Annotated in this window: 22 protein-coding genes; 14 read left to right on the top strand and 8 right to left on the bottom strand. The window is 65.2% G+C overall.

What is annotated here, in order from left to right:
• The first annotated feature begins 114 nt into the window (after positions 1–114).
• From LL06_RS07060 to LL06_RS07025, 8 genes are all read left to right on the top strand, one after another.
• Positions 115–1,587, top strand: a complete 1,473-nt coding sequence (locus LL06_RS07060) for a PLP-dependent aminotransferase family protein (protein ID WP_035524205.1) — start codon at positions 115–117, stop codon at positions 1,585–1,587.
• A gap of 140 nt (positions 1,588–1,727) precedes the next feature.
• Entirely contained in the window at positions 1,728–2,804 is a 1,077-nt protein-coding gene (locus tag LL06_RS07055; protein ID WP_035524203.1) for an extracellular solute-binding protein, read from the top strand.
• Between the two features lie 108 nt (positions 2,805–2,912).
• Entirely contained in the window at positions 2,913–4,025 is a 1,113-nt protein-coding gene (locus tag LL06_RS07050) for an ABC transporter ATP-binding protein (protein ID WP_035524201.1), read from the top strand.
• 10 nt (positions 4,026–4,035) lie between these two features.
• Positions 4,036–4,905 carry an ABC transporter permease gene (locus tag LL06_RS07045; protein ID WP_035524199.1) on the top strand — a complete coding sequence of 290 codons (870 nt, stop codon included), beginning with the start codon at positions 4,036–4,038 and terminating at the stop codon, positions 4,903–4,905.
• Positions 4,905–5,762, top strand: a complete 858-nt coding sequence (locus tag LL06_RS07040; protein ID WP_052161275.1) for an ABC transporter permease — start codon at positions 4,905–4,907, stop codon at positions 5,760–5,762. Before LL06_RS07045 ends, LL06_RS07040 begins: the two co-directional genes overlap by 1 nt.
• Positions 5,763–5,788: 26 nt before the next feature.
• Positions 5,789–7,411: a GMC family oxidoreductase N-terminal domain-containing protein gene (locus tag LL06_RS07035; protein WP_035524196.1), complete on the top strand. Its 1,623-nt coding sequence runs from the start codon at positions 5,789–5,791 to the stop codon at positions 7,409–7,411.
• Between the two features lies 1 nt (position 7,412).
• On the top strand, positions 7,413–8,717 hold the full coding sequence (locus LL06_RS07030; protein ID WP_035524194.1) for an FAD-binding oxidoreductase: 1,305 nt from the start codon (positions 7,413–7,415) through the stop codon (positions 8,715–8,717).
• A gap of 124 nt (positions 8,718–8,841) precedes the next feature.
• A complete protein-coding gene (locus LL06_RS07025; protein WP_152599520.1) occupies positions 8,842–9,354 on the top strand; it encodes a gluconokinase in 513 nt (170 codons plus the stop codon).
• 15 nt (positions 9,355–9,369) lie between these two features.
• Here LL06_RS07025 and LL06_RS07020 read toward each other — a convergent pair whose 3' ends face one another.
• From LL06_RS07020 to LL06_RS07000, 5 genes are read right to left on the bottom strand one after another with little or no spacing between them, the layout of a single operon-like run.
• Positions 9,370–10,836 (bottom strand): aldo/keto reductase, encoded by a 1,467-nt coding sequence (locus LL06_RS07020; protein ID WP_035524192.1) that lies wholly within the window; start codon positions 10,834–10,836, stop codon positions 9,370–9,372.
• A gap of 3 nt (positions 10,837–10,839) precedes the next feature.
• On the bottom strand, positions 10,840–11,802 hold the full coding sequence (locus LL06_RS07015) for a branched-chain amino acid ABC transporter permease (protein WP_035524191.1): 963 nt from the start codon (positions 11,800–11,802) through the stop codon (positions 10,840–10,842).
• Positions 11,799–12,713, bottom strand: a complete 915-nt coding sequence (locus LL06_RS07010; RefSeq protein WP_035524189.1) for a branched-chain amino acid ABC transporter permease — start codon at positions 12,711–12,713, stop codon at positions 11,799–11,801. The genes LL06_RS07015 and LL06_RS07010 overlap by 4 nt, the downstream gene beginning before the upstream one ends.
• On the bottom strand, positions 12,710–13,441 hold the full coding sequence (locus tag LL06_RS07005; protein WP_035524186.1) for an ABC transporter ATP-binding protein: 732 nt from the start codon (positions 13,439–13,441) through the stop codon (positions 12,710–12,712). The genes LL06_RS07010 and LL06_RS07005 overlap by 4 nt, the downstream gene beginning before the upstream one ends.
• Positions 13,438–14,220, bottom strand: a complete 783-nt coding sequence (locus tag LL06_RS07000) for an ABC transporter ATP-binding protein (RefSeq protein WP_035524183.1) — start codon at positions 14,218–14,220, stop codon at positions 13,438–13,440. Before LL06_RS07000 ends, LL06_RS07005 begins: the two co-directional genes overlap by 4 nt.
• A gap of 98 nt (positions 14,221–14,318) precedes the next feature.
• Here LL06_RS07000 and LL06_RS06995 point away from each other — a divergent pair, with 98 nt between their 5' ends.
• From LL06_RS06995 to LL06_RS06975, 5 genes are all read left to right on the top strand, one after another.
• Positions 14,319–15,044 (top strand): GntR family transcriptional regulator, encoded by a 726-nt coding sequence (locus LL06_RS06995; protein ID WP_161784944.1) that lies wholly within the window; start codon positions 14,319–14,321, stop codon positions 15,042–15,044.
• Positions 15,041–15,397 carry a TIGR04076 family protein gene (locus tag LL06_RS06990; RefSeq protein ID WP_035524180.1) on the top strand — a complete coding sequence of 119 codons (357 nt, stop codon included), beginning with the start codon at positions 15,041–15,043 and terminating at the stop codon, positions 15,395–15,397. Before LL06_RS06995 ends, LL06_RS06990 begins: the two co-directional genes overlap by 4 nt.
• Positions 15,384–16,433, top strand: a complete 1,050-nt coding sequence (locus LL06_RS06985) for an aldo/keto reductase (protein WP_035524177.1) — start codon at positions 15,384–15,386, stop codon at positions 16,431–16,433. The genes LL06_RS06990 and LL06_RS06985 overlap by 14 nt, the downstream gene beginning before the upstream one ends.
• A gap of 4 nt (positions 16,434–16,437) precedes the next feature.
• Complete coding sequence (locus LL06_RS06980; RefSeq protein ID WP_035524173.1) at positions 16,438–16,845, top strand: hypothetical protein; 408 nt, start codon at positions 16,438–16,440, stop codon at positions 16,843–16,845.
• Positions 16,846–16,913: 68 nt separating this feature from the next.
• Positions 16,914–18,140: an ABC transporter substrate-binding protein gene (locus LL06_RS06975; protein ID WP_244447072.1), complete on the top strand. Its 1,227-nt coding sequence runs from the start codon at positions 16,914–16,916 to the stop codon at positions 18,138–18,140.
• A 99-nt stretch (positions 18,141–18,239) separates the two neighbouring features.
• Here LL06_RS06975 and LL06_RS06970 read toward each other — a convergent pair whose 3' ends face one another.
• Together LL06_RS06970 and LL06_RS06965 are read right to left on the bottom strand one after the other, a co-directional pair.
• Positions 18,240–18,947: a type 1 glutamine amidotransferase gene (locus LL06_RS06970; RefSeq protein WP_035524167.1), complete on the bottom strand. Its 708-nt coding sequence runs from the start codon at positions 18,945–18,947 to the stop codon at positions 18,240–18,242.
• A 79-nt stretch (positions 18,948–19,026) separates the two neighbouring features.
• A complete protein-coding gene (locus LL06_RS06965; protein ID WP_035524164.1) occupies positions 19,027–19,938 on the bottom strand; it encodes a phosphotransferase family protein in 912 nt (303 codons plus the stop codon).
• Positions 19,939–20,040: 102 nt separating this feature from the next.
• Between LL06_RS06965 and LL06_RS06960 the strand changes: the two genes are divergently transcribed.
• Complete coding sequence (locus LL06_RS06960) at positions 20,041–20,673, top strand: class I SAM-dependent methyltransferase (RefSeq protein WP_035524161.1); 633 nt, start codon at positions 20,041–20,043, stop codon at positions 20,671–20,673.
• Positions 20,674–20,685: 12 nt separating this feature from the next.
• On the opposite strand, the gene LL06_RS06955 is transcribed toward LL06_RS06960, so the two are convergent.
• On the bottom strand, positions 20,686–21,903 hold a 1,218-nt coding region (locus LL06_RS06955), incomplete at its 5' end, for an aminomethyltransferase family protein (RefSeq protein ID WP_035524158.1).

Here is a 21,903-nt window from a genome sequence, read left to right as displayed (position 1 = left end):
GGTGCGATTCCATGCCGATGGTGAGGCGGACCGTAGCGGCTCGATTGGACTTACGATAAGGTCCAATCTGGCAAAGCTTGCAAACCAATTTTAAGCGGCGGCGAAGGAATCGGCATGAAGACCAAGGCGGGCGCGATCCTGTCCTCGATCCGGATCGACAGGTCGCAGGACCGGAAAATAAGCGTCCAGCTCTATATGGGCCTGCGCGACATCATCCTGTCGGGCGGACTGAGCGGCGGGGAGCGGCTTCCGGCCACGCGCACTCTGGCCAACGACATCGGCGTGTCGCGGACAACCGCGCTCGATGCGGTCAGCCGCCTGATCTCCGAAGGCCTGCTCGAATCGCGGATCGGCGCGGGGACCTATGTCAGCCACACCATGACGGGACGGGCGAAGGTGAGACCCGAAAAAGCCGAAGGCGAACCCGAAGACCGGCCGCGGCTGTCGTCCTCGACCGAGCGCGCGTGCAGCCTGTTCGCAGAGCGCCGGCGCCTGCCGAACAAGTCGCAGGCCTTCGTTACCGCGCTTCCCGCGCTCCATTCCTTTCCGATGGCGCAATGGGCGCGGCTGTCGGCCCGGCATCTGCGGACGGACCGGGATGCGATCATGGGATATGGCAACCCGTTCGGACTGCAGCGGCTGCGTGCGGCGATCGCCGCGCATCTCAACGCCAGCCGCGGTATCCAGTGCGACCCGGAGCATGTGTTCATCGTCGGCGGCGCCCAGCAGGCTTTCTCGCTCATCGGCAGCATGCTGCTCGATCAGGGCGAGAAGGTCTGGTTCGAGAACCCGGGCGCCATCGGCGCGCGCAACGCGTTCGTCTCGCAGGGCGCCGAGCTCGTTCCGGTCGCGGTGGATGACGAGGGCATCGTCGTCGAGGACGGGCTCGAGAAAGCGCCGGATTTCCGGCTGGCCTTTGTCACGCCGTCGCACCAGCAGCCGCTGAGCAAGGTGCTGAGCCTGTCGCGCCGCCTGGCGCTGCTGGATGCGGCCGACCGGGCCGGCGCCTTCATCGTCGAGGATGATTACGACGGCGATTTCTATTTCGGCGACCAACCGCTTCCGACCCTGAAAAGCATCGATACCCACCACCGGGTGATCTATGTCGGAACCTTCTCCAAGACCTTGTTCCCCTCGCTGCGTCTGGGGTTCCTGGTCGCGCCGCCGAGCATGGTCGAGGCCATGTCGATGGTGTTTACCTCCGCCTTGAGCGGCGTGCCGACCTGGCCGCAGGCCGTCGTGGCGGATTTCATCGACGAAGGGCATTTCTCGACGCACATCCGCACCATGCGGCAGCACTACAAGCGGCGGCACGAGGTCCTGCACAAGCACGCCAGGCAGTTGGAGCCGCACATGCTCGTGCAGCGCGCCTCGGCGGGATTTCACACGGTGGGCTATTTCGCCGATCCGGAACGGGACGAGGCGGCGTTCATCAAGGCGGCCGGCGCGGCGGGCCTCACCCTGTCGGGCATCGGCCGCTATTGCCTGGCGCCGATTACGCGCAAGGGCGTGGTCATCGGCTATGGCGCGGCCAGCGAGGGCGAAATCAAGCAGGGCATGGAGGTCATGGCGCAACTGCTCAAGTAAGAGCCGCCGGCGCGATTGGTATGGAAAAATATCTATAATGGATATGAGGTGCAGGCCAATGAGCGGCTAGGCTTCCTACGATCCGCGCGGGTTATAAGCAAGAATGCGCTGATTTTCAGAGGGTTCAAAGGGAGTCGAACATGATCATGAAATTAGCAATGGCCGGGCTTCTGGCCACAACCGTCATGGCAGCCGCACCGGCGCAGGCAGAAACACTGCGTCTTCTGACATGGGGCTCTTACGCTCCTGATGAGCTGGTCAAGAAATTCGAAGCGAAATATCCCGACATCACCGTCGAGGTGACATTTTCCAACAACGAGGAAATGATCGCCAAGCTGCGCGCCACCGGCGGCGCCGGTTTCGACCTGGCCCAGCCGAGTCACGACCGCATCTTTGCCGTTCAGCAGGAATACAACATCTACAAGCCGCTCGATCTGTCCAAGATCAACACCGACGTGATGCAGACCGAACTGCTCGACGGCGTGAAGGCCAACACCACCATCGACGGCGAAGTCTATGCCGTGCCGCATCAGTGGGGCACGTCGGGCCTGATGACCAACAAGGCGATGGCGCCGGATGTCGCGGCTTGGGGCGATCTCTGCGATCCGCAGTACAAGGGCAAGACCTCCATGCGCATGCGGCGCACGATCCTTCTCGGCATGGCCTTCGACATGGGCGAGGATCCGTTCGCGGCCTATGCCGATCTTAACAAGTACCAGGAGATCCTCGACAAGGTCGCCGACAAGCTGATCGCCTGCAAGGACAATCTCAAGGCCTACTGGAAGGGCGGCGACGATCTTTCGGCGATGATGATGTCGGGCGAAATCGTCGCCTCGGAAACCTGGGACTCGACCGCCTACAAGCTCTATGGCGAGAACAAGGACATCGTCTTCGTGCCGCCGAAGACCGGGGCGCTGGCCTGGATCGACACCTTTGCGATTCCGCGTAAGGGCGAGGCGGACGATGCCGCCTACAAGTGGATCAACTTCGTGCTCGAGCCCGAGAACGTCAAGATCATGTCGGCCAGCACCGGCTCGATGGCGTCCGTCAAGGGCGCCAAGGACCTGCTGCCGGATGACAAGAAGGCCGCCGTCAACGCCGCCTTCTCCGACGAAGACATGAACAACCTCAAGTTTTTTGCCAACATCCCGGCAGGTGTCGAGGACATGGAAGGCAAGACGCTGGAAAAGATCAAGGCCGCCACCGGCGCCGAATGAGCCTCACCGGGGCTTGATTGCCTGCTCAGGGCGGGGCCGCGCGATTCCACCGCGCGCGGCCCTGCCGAAAACTTCAAAGACTTCCGACGACAAGGCGCTGGCGACCTGATGCAATCACCCACCGAGAACGATCTGGAATGTATCGAGATCAAGAAGCACTTCGGGTCCGTGAGGGCCGTCGATGATGTCTCCTTCGAGATTCCCAAGGGATCCTTCTTCTCCATCCTCGGCCCGTCGGGCTGCGGCAAGACGACCCTGATGCGGATGATCGCCGGCTTCGAGCAGCCGTCGTCCGGCGACATCCGGATCAAGGGCAAGTCGGTCATCGGCACGCCGCCCAACAAGCGCAATGTCAAGATGGTGTTCCAGCACCTCGCTTTGTTCCCGATGATGAACGTCTATGAGAACATCGCCTACGGGCTGCGCTGCGCCGGCGCGTCCAGAGATGTGATCCGCACCAAGGTGCACGATGTTCTCGCGCGCATTTCGCTGCCCGATGTCGCCAACCGGGAAATCAGCCAGTTGTCGGGCGGCCAGAAGCAGCGCATCGCCATCGCCCGCTGCATGGTGCTCGATCCGGACGTGCTGCTGCTCGACGAGCCGCTCGGCGCGCTCGACCTGAAACTGCGTGAAGCCATGAAGATCGAACTGAAGCTCCTGCAGCACCAGTTCGACACCACCTTCGTCTACATCACCCACGACCAGTCCGAAGCACTGGTCATGTCCGACAATGTCGCGATCATGGACAAGGGCAAGTTCGTGCAGATCGGCACGCCGCAGGAGCTCTATCACAGGCCCGCGGCCGCCTTTGTCGCGGGTTTCGTGGGCGACACCAATCGTTGGGCGGGCCGGGTCACCCGCGTCGAGAACGGCGCCGTGGAGGTTGCGACCGATGCCGGTCTCATCATCCGCGGCTCGGTTCGCGGCGCGGGTGCTCCCAGCGCCGGCGACGCTGTGCATGTCTTCGTGCGCCCCGAATTCATCACCGCCGCGAGAGCGGGCGGACAGGCCCCGACAGGCGCTGCCGGCCAGAATGTCATCGAAGGCAGGATCGACAGCATCCTGTTCAATGGCGCCAACAGCCGCGTTCTGGTCCGGGACAAAGCAGGAGAACTCATCGAGGCCGATGTGGTGCTCACCGGCGGGGTCGAGGACTTGAAGCCCAAGGACGACGTCACCCTGTCCTGGTCGCCAGAGCAGACCATGAGTTTTTCGGTTTGAGGGCGCGCGGATGAAGCAGAACGACATCAAGCGGCTGTCGCTCTATCTGCTCTTCGCGCCGTTCGCGCTGTGGATCGCGCTGCTCATCATCCTGCCGCATGCGGGCATGCTCTATATTTCGTTGCGCGAGAAGGTCGCGCCGCGCGTCTATGAATTCGGGCTCGGCAATTACATCAACTTCTTCAACGAGCCGATATACTGGAACACGTTGATCCGCACCGGATCGATGTCGCTGCTGGTGACCGTGCTGGCGCTACTGCTCGGGTTTCCCATCGCCTATTACATAGCCAAGATCGCGGGCTATCGCACGCGCGGCGCCTTGTTCCTGATGTGCCTCATCCCGCTCTGGGTGAGCGACCTGATCCGCGCCTTCGGCTGGATCCTTCTCTTGCGGGAGACCGGCATCATCTCGAGCAGCCTGCAATGGGCCGGCGTGATCAGCACGCCGATCGAATTCCTCTACAATGACGCCACCGTCATCGTCGGCCTGGTCTATACCGTCATCCTGTTCATGATCGTGCCGCTGGTGTCGACGCTCGACGGCATGGACGATTCGATGATCGAGGCGGGCTACAATCTCGGCGGCAACGGGCCGACCGTGCTGCGCCGGATCATCATCCCCTACGCCATGCCGGGCATTGTCTCGGGCTGCATCGTGGTCTTCATGCTGACGGCCGGCAGCTATCTCACGCCGATCCTGCTCGGCGGCAAGAATTCGAGCTGGTTCACCGAGCAGATCTACGACCAGTTCATCACCCGCTACAACTGGGAATCGGGCGCGGCCTTCGGGTTCGTGCTCCTGGCCTTCACCTCCCTGGTGATCTGGATCGGGCTCAAGCTTTCCGGCCAGACCCTGAGCAGCACGGTGGCGCGAAGCTGATGGCGATCAAACCCAACATGGTCTTCCTGTCCGGCTACCGGCTCTATGTGGCGGCGTTCTTCCTGTTCCTCGCGGCGCCGCTGGTGGCTGCCGGCGTGTTCGCCTTCAACGATTCGGTGTTCCCGTCGCTGCCCTGGCAGGGCTTCACGCTGGACTGGTTCTTCAACGACACCGAGCCGAAGCTCGGCATGTTTCATGACCGGCGCCTGCTGCGCGGTCTCTACTATTCCTTCGTCATCGCAAGCTGCGTGTCGCTGCTTTCGGTCTTCGTGGGCACCTGCAACGCGTTCCTGTTTGTGCGATGCAAATTTCCGGCGAAGGACTTTTTCTACATCATGATGGTGCTGCCGCTGGTCATCCCCGGCGTCATCCTCGGCATCTCGATCCTGCTGCTCGCCAGCAACATCGCCAATGGCGCGGAAGAGGCCCTGTCGCTGGATCTCGGCTTCCTGCGGCCGGGCATCGTGCTGGTGGTGCTGGGCCAGTTCTCCTTCATCACCACCATCACCTCGCTGGTGATCATCGCCCGGTTGAAGAAGTTCGATGAATCGATGGAGGAGGCAGCCTTCAATCTCGGCGCCAGCCGCGCGCGGGTGCTCAGGACCATCACCCTGCCGTTCCTGTTCCCGGCGATGGCGGCGGCGGGAATCGTCGCGTTCCTCGTCTCGTTCGAGAATTTCAACACCACGCTGTTCCTGGTGGGCTCCGAAGCGCCCTTGACGATCACCATGTATGACCGGATGGTCAAGGTCGGGTCGACGCCGGTGCTCAACGCGGTGTCGTTCTTCCTGATGGTCGGCTCGGCTTTGCTGGCGCTGGTCTCGGTCCTGGTGCAGCGCGACAAACCCCAAACCTGAGCCTCCAACCCGAGAATGGCGCACCCGTGCAAACCTATGACTTCGTGATTGTCGGCGCCGGCTCGGCCGGCTGCGTGCTGGCCAACCGCCTGACCGAGAACGGCCGATACTCCGTGCTGCTGCTGGAGGCGGGCGGGCATGACCGGAACTTCAAGATCTGGATGCCGATCGGCTACGGCATGGCGTTCTACGACAAGCGCATCAACTGGATGTACAAATCCGAGCCGGATCCCAACACCAACGGCCGCGTCAGCTACTGGCCGCGCGGCAAGGTGATCGGCGGCTCGTCCTCGATCAACGCCATGGTCTATATCCGCGGCCATCCCGGCGATTTCGACGACTGGCGGGCGATGGGCAATCCCGGCTGGGGCTGGAGCGACGTGCTGCCCTATTTCAAGAAGAGCGAGACCAGCGACCAGGGCGCGAGCGACTTTCGCGGCGGCGACGGGCCGCTCCATGTCTCGACCATGGAGCGGGACCTGCACCCGACCTGCCAGACTTTCATCCGGGCGGGGGTCGAATGCGGGCTTGCCTACAATCCCGATTTCAACGGGGCCACCAACGAAGGCGTCGGGCTTTACCAGAACACGGCCAAGGGCGGGTTCCGGATGTCGGCGGCGCGCGCCTATCTGCACCCGGCGCGCAGGCGATCCAATCTGACGGTGCTGTCGCGCGCCCATGCGACGCGGATCCTGTTCGAGGGTCAGCGCGCCACCGGCGTCGAATATGTCCGGCACGGCAAGACCGAGCGGGTAATGGCTGGGCGCGAGGTGATCGTCTCGGGCGGATCGGTGAATTCGCCGCAACTGCTGATGCTCTCGGGCGTCGGTCCCGCCGACTTGCTCAAGCGCCACGGCATCGACGTCGTGCGCCAGCAGCCCAATGTCGGCCGGCATCTGCAGGACCATCTGTGCAACGACTACACCTACAGGGCCAGGGTCCGTACGCTGAATGACGAGCTAAGGCCGCTCCTCGGCAAGCTGCGGCACGGGCTGAACTACGTGCTGCGCCGGCGCGGCCCGCTGTCGCTCGGCGTCAACCAGGCCGGCGGCTTCATCCGCACGCGGCCCGAACTCGAGCGTCCCAACATGCAGCTCTACTTCTCGCCGGTCAGCTATACCAAGGCGCCGCCGGGCAAGCGGCCGCTGATGAGCCCCGATCCGTTTTCGGGCGTCATCATGGGAACCCAGCCGACCCGGCCCACCAGCCGCGGGCATCTGGACCTCCGTTCCTCCGATCCCTTCGATGCGCCCCGGATCCATCCCAATTATCTCGCGACCAACCACGATGTGGCCGAGCAGCTCGAGGGCGCGCGGTTCCTGCGCAGGCTTGCCGCGGCGCCGGCCTTCGCGGCGATCCTCGAGGAGGAGATCCGCCCCGGTCGCCAGGTCGAGACCGACGAGGAGATGATCGCCGACATCCGCGCGCGGGCGGGAACCGTGTTCCATCCCGTCAGCACCTGCCGGATGGGCGAGAGCGAGCGCGACACAGTGGTCAATGCCCGGCTCCAGGTTCACGGCCTCAACAATCTCAGGGTGATCGACGCCTCGGTGTTCCCGACCTTGACCTCCGGCAATACCAATGCACCGACGATCATGGTGGCCGAAAAGGGCGCCGACATGATCCTCTCCGACCATGCGGGAGCTTAAGATGCCAGGTCCACACGATTGCTTCAGTGAAGACTTCAAGCCCGACCCCTACTGGTGGGAGGCGAGCCCGCGGCAGCCAGACACGCCCGCCGCGCTGCCGTCTTCCGCCGATGTCGTTATCATCGGGGCGGGCTACACCGGCCTGCACGCCGCGGTGCAGACGGCGCGGGCGGGGCTCGCGACCGTCGTCGTCGACGCGGAAGCCGCGGGTTTCGGATGCTCCACCCGCAATGGCGGGCAGATCTCGACCAGCGTCAAGCCGTCGTTCTCGACGCTTAAAAAGCGCTATGGTGAAGAGCTGGCCATCGGCATCCTCAAGGAAGGGCAGGCATCGCTCGACCATGTCACGGGCTTTGTCCGCGACGAACGGATCGACTGCGATTTCGGCGTGGTCGGCCGCTTCCACGGCGCGCACACGCGCGGCCAGTACGACAAGCTCGCGCGCGATTGCGATAGCCGTCATCCGGCGTTCGAGACCGGCGCCTTCATGGTGCCCCGGGACCGGCAACACGCCGAGCTCGGCACCGACGCCTATTTCGGCGGGATCGTGTTTCCGCGCCATTCCAGCCTCGACCCGGGCAAGTATCATGCCGGGCTCCTGGAGGTGGCGCGCTCGGCCGGCGCAATCGTGGTCAGTCATTGCCGGGTGAACGATCTTGCACGTGGTGCGCAGGGCTTCGAGGTTTCCACCGGCAAGGGCCGCATCCGCGCGGGCAAGGTGATCATCGCCACCAATGGCTATACCGGTCCGCTCACGCCCTGGCACCAGCGGCGGGTGATCCCGATCGGCTCCTATGTGATCGCCACCGAAGAGATCCCACAGGAGACGATGGACCGGCTGTTTCCCACCAACCGCATCCTCTCCGACACAAGGAAGCTGGTCTATTACTACCGGCCCTCGCCCGACCGGAAGCGGATCCTGTTTGGCGGCCGGGTGTCGCTTCAGGAAACCGATCCGCGCAGGAGCGGCCCCAAGCTGCTGGCCGAACTCGTCCGGCTGTTTCCGGAACTTTCCAAAACCCGCATCAGCCATTCCTGGGCCGGCATCGTCGCGTTCAGCTTCGACACGCTGATGCATTGCGGCGAGGACAAGGGGCTCTATTTCGCCATGGGCTATTGCGGCTCAGGCGTGGGCATGGCGGGGTATCTCGGCTCAAGGCTCGGCAAGGCCGCTGCGGGCATCGACAGGGATCTCGGCGCCTTCAGCCGGATTCCTTTCGAGACCCGGCCGTTCTACACCGGCAACCCATGGTTCCTCGGCCCGTCCGTGGCGGTCTACCGTCTGCGCGACCGGCTCGGTGTCTAGCTTCCATTTCGTCATCGGCTGATTTATCCGTGGACGAGGGCTGCGGGCGCGGTCCGGGACCTGTGCGTTTGACCGGAGGGATGTCTGGATCGTGGCTGATGATGGGGAGAAAGCAGAGCCTGCCGTGGCCCGCTTCTTTGTGTTCATGGGGGTGAGCGGCGCCGGCAAGTCGACCGTCGCCAAGGCGGTGGCCGATGCGCTTGGCGGAAGTTTCGTCGAGGCGGACGAGCTTCACCCCACCCGGAACGTCGAGACCATGCGCGCCGGCCTGCCGTTGACGGACGATGACCGCTGGCCGTGGCTCGCGAGGGTCTGCGAAGAGGCGCTCGCCCGCGCCCCGCCGGTGATGATCTCGTGTTCGGCACTCAAGCAGGCCTACCGCAGCTTCATCGCCGCGCGGCTGCCGGGCGTCGTGTTCGTGCACCTGACCGGTCCCGAGGAGCTGATCCGGAACCGCATGGCGAGCCGGAGCGGGCACTTCATGCCGGTCTCCCTGCTCGACAGCCAGCTTGCCATTCTCGAGCCGCCCGAAGAAGGCCCTACGTGTCATCGTCTCTCCATCGGCGGCGCCCGGACAGACACGATTGCGCAGGCTGTCTCGATCTGCCGACGGCATCTGACAGGCCCAGGCGCCTGATTTCGGGCGGAGACCCTAGCCGATCTTCCGACTGACGACCGCCTCGGCCTCGATCTCGACGCGGAAATCGCCGATCAGATTGCCGACCAGGAATGTGGTGTTGGCCGGCGGATGGGCGGCGAAGCGCAGGCCATGGGCGCGGGCTGCATCCTCGACATCCTCCTCGCCGCGCAGATACATGCGGGTGCGCAGGATGTCCTTCGGATCGCCGCCGAGTGCCCGCACGGAGGCTGCGATCTTATCGAGAATATAGGTCGTCTGCGCACCGGCATCTCCAAGGGCCACCGTGCGGTCGACCCCGTGGGTGGCGGTGGTGCCCGAGATCACGATCCGGTCGCCGTCGCGCAAGGCCCGGCAATAGCCGGCGATCGGTTCCCACAGGGAGCCCGAGAAGACGCGTGCGCGGTCGGGAACGTCGGGATCGGCGACGGCCTGCATGGCGCTCGGCATTTCGGCCAGATGATGGCTGAGGTCGCCCGACGCGGTCAGGAACGGCGGCTGGCGATATTCGTCGCCGCAGTCTCCCGGGATCGGCGTGGTGGCGGCGAAGGCCTGGACGAGCAGTGCGTGGTCCTCGGCGTCGAGTTCGAACTGGAACAGCCGCAGATTGTCGGCGCGGTGCTGGTTTTCTCCGAGCCGCGCGCCGATGATGACGCCCGCGACATGATCGTGTTCGAGCACCCAGCGCGTGGCGACATTGGAAATCGAGACGCCATGTTTCCTGGCAATCGTGTCGGCCGCCGACAGGATGCCTTGATAGCCCGCCCAGCCGCCGGCCGCATGGATGAATCTCAAATATTTCGAGCCGCTCCAGTCCTTCACCGCGTCCGGTTCCGGCTTGCCGAGCCAGCGCTCGGAGAGGAACCCACCGCACAGCGTGCCGTAGGCGAGCAGTTGCACATCGTGCTTCCTGCAGGTTTCGGCGAGATGACCCGCGGCACGGCGATCGATCAGCGAAAACGATACCTGGTTGGACACCAGCGGGATGCCGTCGGCAAGCGCAAGATTGAGATGGGCGGCGTCGAAATTCGTCACACCGATCTCGCCGATCAGGCCTTCGTCCCTGAGCTTCGTCATCTCGTGCAGCGCATCGAGCCAGGCCGGATGCTCGAAGCTCCACCAGTGGAACTGCAGCAGATCGACGCGGTCGACGCCGAGACGGTCAAGCCGTTCCTGCACTCCCTTGCGGACGATCTCGGCCGTCATCGGCCCGGGTTCGGGACACCATTTGGTGAAGGCGATCGGCCTGGGCGAGCCCTGCCAGGTGCGCAGCATCTCGCCGGTGATCAGTTCGGAAGTGCCGTAGTGATCGGCCATGTCGAAGGTGTCGAACCCCTCCCGGGCGTAGTCTGCAAGGGCCTTGGCGCCGGCCGATCGATCAAGAAGGACGCCGTCCTTCTCCTGGTCGGCAACCTGCCAGAGGCCGGTGAGAATACGGCTGATCGAAAGGTCGGGAGTAAGGTTCCTTCGTTCAGGTGTCATGGATCAGGTGTCCTTGTTGCGGCGGCCGAGGTGACGGGAGACGGAGCGGACTTCGGGCAGGATGCCTTGCGGCCGCCAGAGAAGAATAAGGCAGAGCATGACGCCGATCACCACGATCTGCAGCGATGCGGCGCGGGCCTGCTGATCGGCCGGAAAAACCTCCGAAATCAGCGCGCCCGACAGCGCCCAGATCGCCCAGACCAGCACGGCGCCGAGCACCGCGCCGCGGTTGTTGCCGGAGCCGCCGACGATCAGCATGGCCCAGACCTGGAAGGTCATCATCGGCAGGTAGTTGCCGGGCGCGATGAAGCCGATGAAATGGGCCTGGACCGCGCCGGCCAGGGCCATGATGGCGCCGCCGAGCGCGAAGGCCTGGATACGCAGGAGAACCGGATTCTTGCCGAGCGCCTGGGCGGCGACCTCGTCCTCGCGCACCGCCCGCAGCGCCCGACCCCAGGGGCTGCGCAACAGGTGCTCGAGCAGCAGGTAGACCACCGCGACGACCGCCACCGTCAGCGCCAGATTGACGAGGTTGAAGGCAAAGGACTGCCCCTGCAACCCGGCGAAGGGACGCGGAATGAAGGCCATGCCGAAGGCGCCGCCGGTCAGGCTTTCGGCGTTCTGGAACACGAGCTGCAGCGCCACGGCAATGCCGAAGGTGGTGATCGCCAGATAATCGGAGCGCATCCTCAGCGTGAGCAGGCCGACCAGCAGCGCCAGCACCCCGCCCGCGATCATGGCCGCCAGCCATCCCGCGGCGATCGGCAGGCCGAACCCGCCGATGCGCTCGGCGGCATCCGGCGTCGTCAGCGCGGCGGAGACATAGGCGCCCAGGCCGACGAAGCCGGCGATGCCGACATTGAACAGCCCGGTCTGGCCCCATTGCACGTTCAGGCCCAGGCACATGATCGCATAGGTGAGGGCGATGGTGAGAAAGAAGGCGGCATAGGCGAGGAGTTCCATCATGCCCCCCTTTGGCCGAAGATGCCCTGCGGACGCAACATCAGCACCAGCACGAGAATGACGAAGGAGACGGCCGCGCGCCATTCGGCGCCGACGATCTGGACCGCGAAGGCCTCGGCGAGGCCGATGATCAGTCCCCCGAGCATGGCGCCTGGAATGGAGCCGATGCCGCCCAGGATGGCGGCGGCGAACAGCGGCAGCAGCAGGTCGAACCCCATATAGGGCCGGATCTGCACCAGCAGACCCGCCATGACGCCGGCGATGCAGGCCATGCCGGCGCCGATGATCCAGGTGACCCGGACGACCTTGCCGACATCGATGCCATAGACGCCGGCGAGGGCCGGATTTTCCGAGACGGCGCGCATGGCGCGGCCGGTGGCGCTGCGGGTGACAACCAGATGCAGGACCAGCACGAGCAGCAGGGTGAGGCCGATCACCAGCAGCTGGTCCGGCGTGGCGCGCATGCCGAGGCCCAGCGGGTTGGCGATTTGCAGCGCCTTGGTGAAATAGGCCGGCTTGGCGGTGAAGATGAACTCCAGCAGCGACCGCAGCGCCATGGAGGCGCCGAAGCTCGCCATGACGATGATGATCGTGTCCGCGCCGCGGGCCCTGAGCCGCCCGAACAGGATGCGGTCGAGCCCCAGCGCCAGGGCGACCGTCAGCGCGACGCCGCCGAGCACCGCCAGCGGCAGGCCCCAGCCGAAACTGAACGGATAGACGGGCGCGCCGAGACCGGCCGCCAGTCCCCCCAGGACGCCTGCAACGGTCAAGGTGAGATAGGCGCCCCAGGCGAGGAAGTCGCCATGGGTGAAATTGGCGAAGCGCAGGATCGAGTAGGTCAGCGTCAGGCCGATGGCGCCCAGGCCGATGGTGGAGCCCGAAATAAGGCCGTCGATGATGGCTTGCGGGTTCATGATCCGGCCTCGGCGGTGCGGTGGCCCAGGAACAATTCGCCCAGCAGCCTGCCGTCATGCAGGGCGTCGGCCGGTCCGTCATGCGCCAACTGTCCGTCGACAAGCACCAGCGCGCGCTCCGTCAGGCCAAGGGCCGCGCGCACATTCTGCTCGACCAGCACCAGCGTCACGCCGGTTTCCGAGATGCGGCGAAGCGTGTCGAAGACCTGGCCGACGAGCTTGGGCGAGAGGCCCGCCGATGGCTCGTCCAGCATCAGCACCCGCGGTTCCGTGAGCAGCGCCCGCGCGGCCGCCAGCATCTGGCGCTGGCCGCCGGAGAGCGCGCCGGCCAGTTCCCTCGGCCGGCTGCCGAGATCGGGGAACATGTCGAACATGGCGTCGATCCGGCCCGCGCGGTCCTGCTTGGGTAGCAGCTGGGCTGCGATCTGCAGGTTCTCGAGAATGGTCAGGCGGGTGAAGATGTTCTCCATCTGGGGGACGAAGCCCATTCCCTTGCCGACCAGGACGTGGGACGCCAGTCCGGTGATGTCCGTTCCGTCAAGACGGACCTCGCCGCCGAAGCAGGGCACAAGTCCGGCGATGGCCTTGATCATCGTCGACTTGCCGGCGCCGTTGGGTCCTAGGATGCAGACGGCTTCGCCCCTTTGGACGGTGAAACTCACGCCTTTGACGATGGGGAGATCCCGGTCGTAGCCGGCGTGCAGACCGGTGAGCGCCAGCGCGGTCATGCCGGCATTCCCTCCAGATAGACGTCGATCACGTCGGCGCGCCGGGTGACCTCGGCGGGCGCGCCTTCGGCCAGCGCCTTGCCCGCGGCCATGACGATCACGCGGGGGCAGAGCCGGGCGATCATCTCCATGTTGTGCTCGATCAGGAGGACGGCGATGCCGAGCCTGTTGATCGCCAGGATCCGGTCGATGATCAGGTCGAGAAGCGCCGGATTGACGCCGGCGGCGGGTTCGTCAAGAAGGATCAACCGTGGATCGGCCATCATCACGCGGGCCAATTCCAGCAGCTTGCGCTGTCCGCCCGAGAGTACCGAGGCGGGCTGATCTTCAAGATGCGAGAGCGAGACGAAATCGAGGATGTCGCGCGCCCGGTTGGCGTTGGCGCGTTCTTGGGCTGCCACCTGGCGCGGCGCGATCAGGGCGGAGAGCAGGCTTTCGCCGCGCTGGCCCTGCGCCGATGTCATGACGTTTTCCAAGACCGTCATCCGCGGAAACGGCCGCGGGATCTGGAAGGTGCGGCCCATGCCGGACTTGATCCGGGCTTCGGGGCGGGCATGGGTGAGATTGACTCCGGCGAGATGGACACTGCCCGCATCGATCGGCACGGCGCCGGCCAGGAGGTTGAACAGCGTGGATTTTCCCGCGCCGTTCGGGCCGATCACGCCCAGGATTTCACTCGTGCCCAAGTCCAGCGAAATGTCATTGACGGCACGAAACCCGCCGAATGACTTGGTCAGGCCGCGGGCTTGAAGAATGGGCGGCTGGCTGGGTTGGGACATTCGCGGAGCCAAAGTTGATCAACAATCATTTATCATTTACAGGAACATGTTTGAGGCCTAAAGTAAAGTCCGGACGAGGCAGGACGGGCAGCGGCAGAATGAATTTTCAAACTTCTTCACCGATGGACGGACCCGGCCTGGACCGGTTGTCTCCGGTCGAGCGCGAGACGGTTCAGGACCGCATCTACAGGCAGTTGCGCGATGCGCTGATCCAGGGACGCTTCGATGCCGGCGAGTTCTTCCTGGCCGGCGACGTCGCCCAGCGCATGTCCGTGAGCTCGATGCCGGTGCGGGAAGCACTGGCGCGGCTCGTGTCCGAGCGGGCGCTCGAGGCGATGCCGAACCGGCGGGTCCGGGTGCCGCTGTTGACGCTGGAACGGGCGCGCGACATTGCCCAGGCTCGGTCGCTGATCGAGGGCGAACTGGCGGCGCGGGCGATGGAAAATCTCTCCGCGGCGGATATCGCCCGGCTCGAGGCGCTGACCGACGCCTATGAGGAAACCCGCGAGACAGGCGACATCGCCACCCTCAATCATGCCTTCCATTTCCATCTCTATCAGGCCGCGGGCTCATCGGTGCTGATGCCGGTCATCGAAAGCCTGTGGATGCAGGCCGGACCCTATGTCCGCGCGGCGGCGAAACTGCACCGGCCGCTCACCGACAGGGCCGCGACGCTGCACCACCGCGGCATCCTTTCGGCGATCGCGGCGGGCGACCGCGCACGGGTTGCGCACGAGTTGAAGGCGGACATCAACCAGGCCTTCGCCATTCTGGAGCGTGCGGGCGCTGATTTCTGGCACAGCGAAAACAGGATTGCATCATGAGCGGGAACGAGGGTTTCGATCTGTGGGACCTCAAGGTCGAGGTGGTTGCGCCCGAAGGGGCGAAGATCTGGTGCGGGGCGAAGGTGGGCGACTATTTCGAACTCAGGGGCGAGATGCTGCATCTGCCGGCCGGCCAGGGGATCTCGATCTATTCGCTGGCCTCGGTGCTGCCGCTGCTTGCCGCCAAGCAGCGGCAGACCGACCGCAATGACTGGATGTCGACCGACGCCGAGGTCGCCTGCCCGGATCCCAACTGCCCGTCGCGGCTGAAGATCACCCGCACGAAGCTGCGCCGTTTCAATCATTCCGACACGACCGCCGTGCCCCTCGGAGACGATCATGCAGACGTTTGACCTGGCGCCCGGCCACCGCATCTCCCGCGTCATCAAGGGCGGCTGGCAACTGGCCGGCGGCCATGGCGAAATCGACCGGGACACGGTGATCGACGACATGATCGCCTTTGCCGATGCCGGCATCACCACCTTCGACTGCGCCGACATCTACACCGGCGTGGAGGCGCTGATCGGCGCCTTCCGGGCGGAGTATCTGAAAGTGCGCGGGCAGGAGGCGCTGGACCGGATCAAGGTACACACGAAATTCGTGCCGGATCTCGGCAAGCTTGCAACGCTGACGAAGGCCGATGTCGCCGCAGCCATCGACACCTCGCTGGCGCGGCTTGGCCTTGAGCAACTGCATCTGGTGCAGTTCCACTGGTGGGACTACGAGGTCGACCGCCAGGTCGAGGTCGCCACCTGGCTCGCCGATCTGCGCCGGGACGGCAAGATCGCCAATATCGGCGGCACCAATTTCGACACGGTGCAGATGCGGCGGATCCTCGATGCCGGCGTGCCGCTGGTCTCGATGCAGGTGCAGTATTCGCTGATCGACGACCGGCCGTCGCGCTCGATGGTCGCGGCGGCGATGGCGGCGGGGATCAGCCTGCTGTGCTACGGCTCGGTCGGCGGCGGGCTGTTTTCCGAGCGGTCGCTCGGCGCGCCCGAGCCGCAGGCGCCGTTCGAGAACCGGTCGCTGATCAAGTACAAGCTGATCGTCGACGAGTTCGGCGGCTGGGCATTGTTCCAGGACCTGCTGCAGGCGCTGGCCAATGTCGCCGCCCGCCACGACAGCGACATCGCCTCGATCGCCAGCCGCGCGGTGCTGGAGCGTCCCGGCGTGGCGGCGGTGATCGTCGGCGCGCGCAACCGCGATCACCTGGCGCGCAATCTCGCCATCCCGGACATCGCGCTCACCCAACAGGATTTTGCCGAGATCAACGCGGTTCTGGCCCGCGCCAACCCGGTGCCGGGCGATGTCTACGCGCTCGAACGCGACCGCAACGGCAGGCATGGTTCGGTGATGAAATACAATCTCAACAAAGAGGGGCACTGAGCCGGTGGATCTGATCGCAAGCGCGCAAGCCGAAGTCATCAAGCGGCACGCCTTCTTCGTGGAGTGGTTCACGGGCCGTGCCGCCGAGGCGGAACTCGCGGCGTCGCTCCGCGCCTTCGCGCCGGACATGGTGATGATCGAGCCCGACGCCAACACCATCGGGCAGGCGGAGATTGTATCGATGATCACGTCGGCCCGCGGCAAGCGCCCGGCGGACTTCGAAATCAGAGTGGAATTGGTCGCAGCGCGGCAGATCGGCACCGGCGCCGCGCTTGTGATCTACGACGAGCATCAGGTGATCGATGGCGAAAAAACCGCCCGTCGCTCTTCTGCGGTGTTCACCGCTGACGCCCATGCGCCCGAAGGCGTGATCTGGCGGCAGCTTCAGGAAACCTGGATACCCACCGAATAAGAACGGGCGAGAGAGGCCCAATAACAAGGAGAGCGAGAATGAACATGATCAGGAAATCCGGCCTTGCGATGGCCTTTCTGTGCGGGTCAGTGCTGAGCGCGCAGGCCTGCGACATCACCATCGGCATGGTGATGGAACTGACAGGTCCCGCCGGCGCCTACGGCCAGGCCGGTGCCAAGTCGGTGGAAATGGCCTTCCGCGACATCAACGAGGCCGGCGGCGTGCTCGGATGCCAGTTGGTGACCGACACCCGCGACAGCCAGAGCCAGGGCAATGTCGCCGTCGACCAGGCGACGCAGCTCGTCAACATCAAGGAAGTTCCGGTCGTTATCGGCGGCATCATCTCCTCGGTGTCGATCCCGATCCTGACTTCGGTCACCGCGGCGGCCGGCGTTGTTCAGGTTTCGCCCGCCTCCTCGAGCCCGACGCTCACGCAGCTCAGCCGCGACGGCAAGACCGGCGGCTATTTCTTCCGCACCATCACCTCGGATGCGCTGCAGGGGATCGCCGCGGCGAAATACGCCATCGATTCCGGACTCAAGAAACTCGCCATCATTCACGTCAACAATGATTTCGGCCTCAACCTGACCCGCGAGTTCACGGCCTCCTATGAGGCGCTCGGCGGCGTGATCACGTCCGCCACGCCCTACAATGAGAACCAGCCCAACTACAGCGCCGAGGTGACCGCGGCGATGGAAGGCGCGCCGGAAGCGCTGTATCTGATCAGCTATCCGGTCGACGGCGCCACCGTGGCGCGGGCCTGGATCAGCCAGGGCGGACCGCAGAAGTTCCTGCTCAATGACGGCATGAACTCCACCGACTTCATCGAGGCCGTCGGCGCCGATTACCTCGAGGGCGCCTATGGCACCTCGTCGGGCACCACCGAGACGGAATCGACCAAGTATTTCTACGCCAACTACGAAGCCTTCTCGGGCGGCATCGCCCCGTCGGCTCCGGCGGCGGACCGGTCCTATGACGCGGGCGCGATCGTCGGCCTCGCCGTGGCCAAGGCCGGCAAGGCGGAATCGGATGCGATCCGCGACGCCATCCGCTCGGTCGTCGATCCCGAAGGCGAGGTGATCTATGCCGGACCCGAAGAGTTCAAGAAAGCGCTGGCGCTGATCAGTGAAGGCAAGCCGATCAACTACCAGGGCGTGATCGGCAATGTCTCGTTCGACCAGTACGGCGACATTTCCGGCCCGTTCCGCCTCTGGCAGATCAAGGGCGGCGAAGTCGTCACCAGCGGCCAGATGTCGGCCGAGGATGTCGCGGCCGTCAAGGCCTCGATGAAGTAACGGCCAACGGCCAGACACGGCCCGAGATGGATGAGGGGCGCCCCTGTGGGGCGCCCTTTCGGGTTTCCGGGGGGAATGGCTGGCAAGGCCGGGGGAGGCCTAAGCCCGGAGCCGCGACATCCAGTTCGAATAGAGGCTCGTCTGCAGGGAGCCGAGTTCGGCTTCGAGCGCCGCCAGATCGTCAAACACCCGATCCACCGCCTCATCACCGATCTCCTGCCGCAGCGTCTCCTCGCACTCCTCGATCTCGTACCAGTCCCGCAGCGTGGCCGCATCCATCTCGGCGTGGAACTGGACGGAGCTTGCGGTCGTGCCCCATTGCATGACCTGCACGCCGCACCGCCCGGACGCGGCGAGAATTTCCGCGCCTTCGGGCAACCGGCTGATCTCGGCGCTGTGCCATTGGAAACACGGAAACCGGCTGGACACGCCGCTCAGCAAAGGCGGGTCGCCGTGCTTCTCCACATGATGCAGCCCGATCTCTGATTCATTTGCCTGACTGACTTTTCCGCCCAAGGCATGGGCGAGCAGTTGATGGCCGAGGCAGATGCCGAAATAGGGCATCTTGCGGTCGAGCACCGCATGGCGGATCACCTCGATTTCGCGGGCAAGCCAGGGCAGTTCTTCCGTCTGCCACACCTGCATCGGCCCGCCCAGCACCCAGAGGCCGTCGACATCGCCGAGGTCGATGTCGTTGATCTCCCGGGGCGCGATGCAGGGGACAAGCTGGTGGCCGTCGCGCGCGAACATGGCCCTGAAGGCGCCCGCATGTTCTTTGTCCGAATGCTGAATGACGAGAAAGCGCATGAAAGTGTCCAGATCGGGGGTGCGGGGCGGGCCTTGCGATGCGGGCTTCAGCCGGCATCGGCAGGACTGAAGCGCACAGTCAGGCGGTTTGCAAGGTCTTGAGGGAGTCCGAAAATTGGGCGGTGGCCATCAGCGACCGGCAGCGGGCGAAGCGGCCGTCGGCATAGGCGCGGAAATCGTCGGCGGGATTGCCGTTGGCGAGCTGGATCAGGCCCCACAGCGTCCACAACAGGTCGCACATGGCCTTGTAGATCACCATCCGGGCCTGGTCGGAGGCGTCGGGTTCGCCGCCGCAATAGGCCTGCATCAGCGCCCGGTCCTGCTCCGCGTCGAAGCCGGCTTCGACGGAGAGGTCACCCAGGTCCCACATCGGGTCGTTCATGCCCGAATATTCCCAGTCGACGATGAAGATGCGGTCGCCGGTGTCGAGAAAGTTCTCGCACAGCGGATCGCAGTGGCAGGCGACCAGCTTGGCGGGATTGCGCGCCAGCGCCACCCGCACCGTCTGCGCCTCGGCGACCACGTCATGATAGCCCTCGGGCAGGGCCACGTCCTTGGTCGACAGGATGCGGAGATAGTCGTCGATCATGGAGAACAGCTCGAAGGTGAAGGGAAACCGCGCGCCGGAGCTGTGAAGCCGGCGAAAGGCTTCGCCGGCGCGCCGGACGGCGCCGATATCGGCGCGGAAGCCTTCGGGCGTCATGGTTCGGGCGCCCTCGATGAAACGGGTGGCCATGATACCGTTTTCGGGGTTGGCGTGGATGACCTCCGGGCTCACGCCGGCTCGCGCCGCGGCGTGGGCGGCTTCGGCTTCATGGGTGCGGTTGATGTATTCCTCGGTGCCGGCACCCGGCAGGCGCACGCAGGCGTCGCCGACGCGGAACACCAGATTGGTCAGGCCTCCCAGCCGTTCGACCGGGCCGCTGTAGCCGGCCAGTCCGGGAATGTCGGCGAGGCTGGCGCGGAGCCGGGTTTCAGGTTCGGTCGACATGGCGGGGGCTCCTTTTTTCTGCTTCGCGGCTTCCGCTACAGTTCCACAATGTCCTTGAAAATTCTATGCTCGCAGGCAGGTCAATCGAAAGCGGAGCCGGACATGAATGCGGAAGACAAGACGTCGAGGCTCGGGGCGGTCTACCAGGCGGCAAGTCCGCAGGATGTTGCGCGCGTCTATGACGCCTGGGCGGAAAAGTATGACGAGGACATGTCGCTGGCCGGATATCGGCACCCGGCCATTTCGCTCGCCATTCTCGCCCGCCACGTGCCCAAGGGCGCCGCGCCGCTGCTCGATGCGGGCGCCGGAACGGGCCTGATCGGCGAATGGCTGGCGATCACCGGCTTCCGTCATGTCGAAGCGCTCGACATCTCCTCCGGCATGCTGGCGGTGGCCGGGCGCAAGGGCGTCTACACCGCGCTGCGCCAGGCGGCGCTCGGCACGCGGCTGCCGTTTGCGGACAATTGCTTCGCCGCGATCATTTCGGCGGGCGTGTTCACCAGCGGCCATGTCGGGGTCGAGGGCCTCGACGACCTGTTCCGGATCTGCGCGCCGGGCGGGGTGATCGTTCTCACGGTCAAGGACGTGCTCTGGCAATCGGGATTCAGCGCGCGGATCGCGGAGCTCGAGGCGGCAGGCGTCTGCGCCCTGATCGACGACACGGGTCCCTATGTGTCGATGCCCGGCGAGGAGGGAACCACGCCGAGCCGCTGCATTGCCCTGAAGGTGCATTGAGGCCCGGAAGCCTCAGGCCTTCACGCGGGTGTTGGCGGGATCCAGGAACGCCTTCAGCCCGATCCTGGCGGGCACCCGGTCGAGCGCGATGACCAGTTCGTAGTCGCCCTCCTCGAGGAACTCGTCGGTGACCCCGTCCGGATTGCGCACATAGCCGTAGCCGATCGACTTGCCGATCGTGTAGCCGTAGCCGCCCGAGGTGAGGTAGCCCACCGGCTCGCCGTTGCGCAGGATCGTCTCGCGGCCCACCAGCAGGGCGTCGGGATCGTCGATGACGAAACCGGCGAAGCGCTTGGTCAGGGGAAGGCCTGCGACGGCAGCCAGGGCGGCATCGCCGATGAAGCCGGTGTTGGATGCGCGCTTGACCGCCCAGCCGAGGCCCGCCTCGAACGGCGTGTCGTTGGGGGTGATGTCGGAGCCCCAGGCGCGATAGCCCTTTTCGAGTCTCAGCGATTCCAGCGCGCGGTAGCCGACGGGGCGGATCTCCCAGGGGCGGCCGGCTTGCATCAGCGCGTCGAAGACATCGCCTGTCGCCTCGATTGGAACATGCAGCTCCCAGCCCAGTTCGCCGACATAGGTCACGCGCAGCGCCCGCACTCTGGCGCCAGCGACCGCGATCTCGCGGACATGGCCGAAGGGGAAGGCTGCGTTGGACACATCGGCGTCCGTGACCTTTTCCAGCACGTCGCGGGCATGCGGCCCCATCAGCGAGAGCGTGCCGAATTTCTCGGTGATGTCGTCGATCCGGACATCGGCGGCTTCGGGCACATGCTCGCGGATCCAGGCCAGGTCATGGGTGCGGAAGCCGGTGCCGGTGACCACGTAGAAGCGGTCCTCCGACAGGCGGGCGACCGTCAGGTCCGCCTCGATGCCGCCGCGGGTGTTGAGAAGCTGGGTGTAGGTCAGCCGCCCGGCCGGCCTGGTCACGTCGTTGGCGCAGATCCGGCTCAGCGCTGCGAGCGCATCGGCGCCGCTGACCTCGTATTTGGCGAAGGAGGACTGGTCGAAAATGCCCACCTTCTCGCGCACGTGCCGGTGTTCCTCGCCCACGGCGCCGAACCAGTTTGGCTGCCCCATGGTGGGAATGTCGCGCGGCTCCATGCCTTCGGGCGCGAACCAGTTGGGGCGCTCCCAGCCGAGCTTGGAGCCGAAGACGGCGCGGTGGGCCTTGAGCCGCTCGTAGAGCGGCGAGACGATGCGCGGGCGGCCCGACTCGTACTCCACATGGGG

This window comes from Hoeflea sp. BAL378, from assembly GCF_000759435.1.
Classification (GTDB): domain Bacteria; phylum Pseudomonadota; class Alphaproteobacteria; order Rhizobiales; family Rhizobiaceae; genus Hoeflea.
This window is presented reverse-complemented; position numbering and strand designations above follow the sequence as displayed.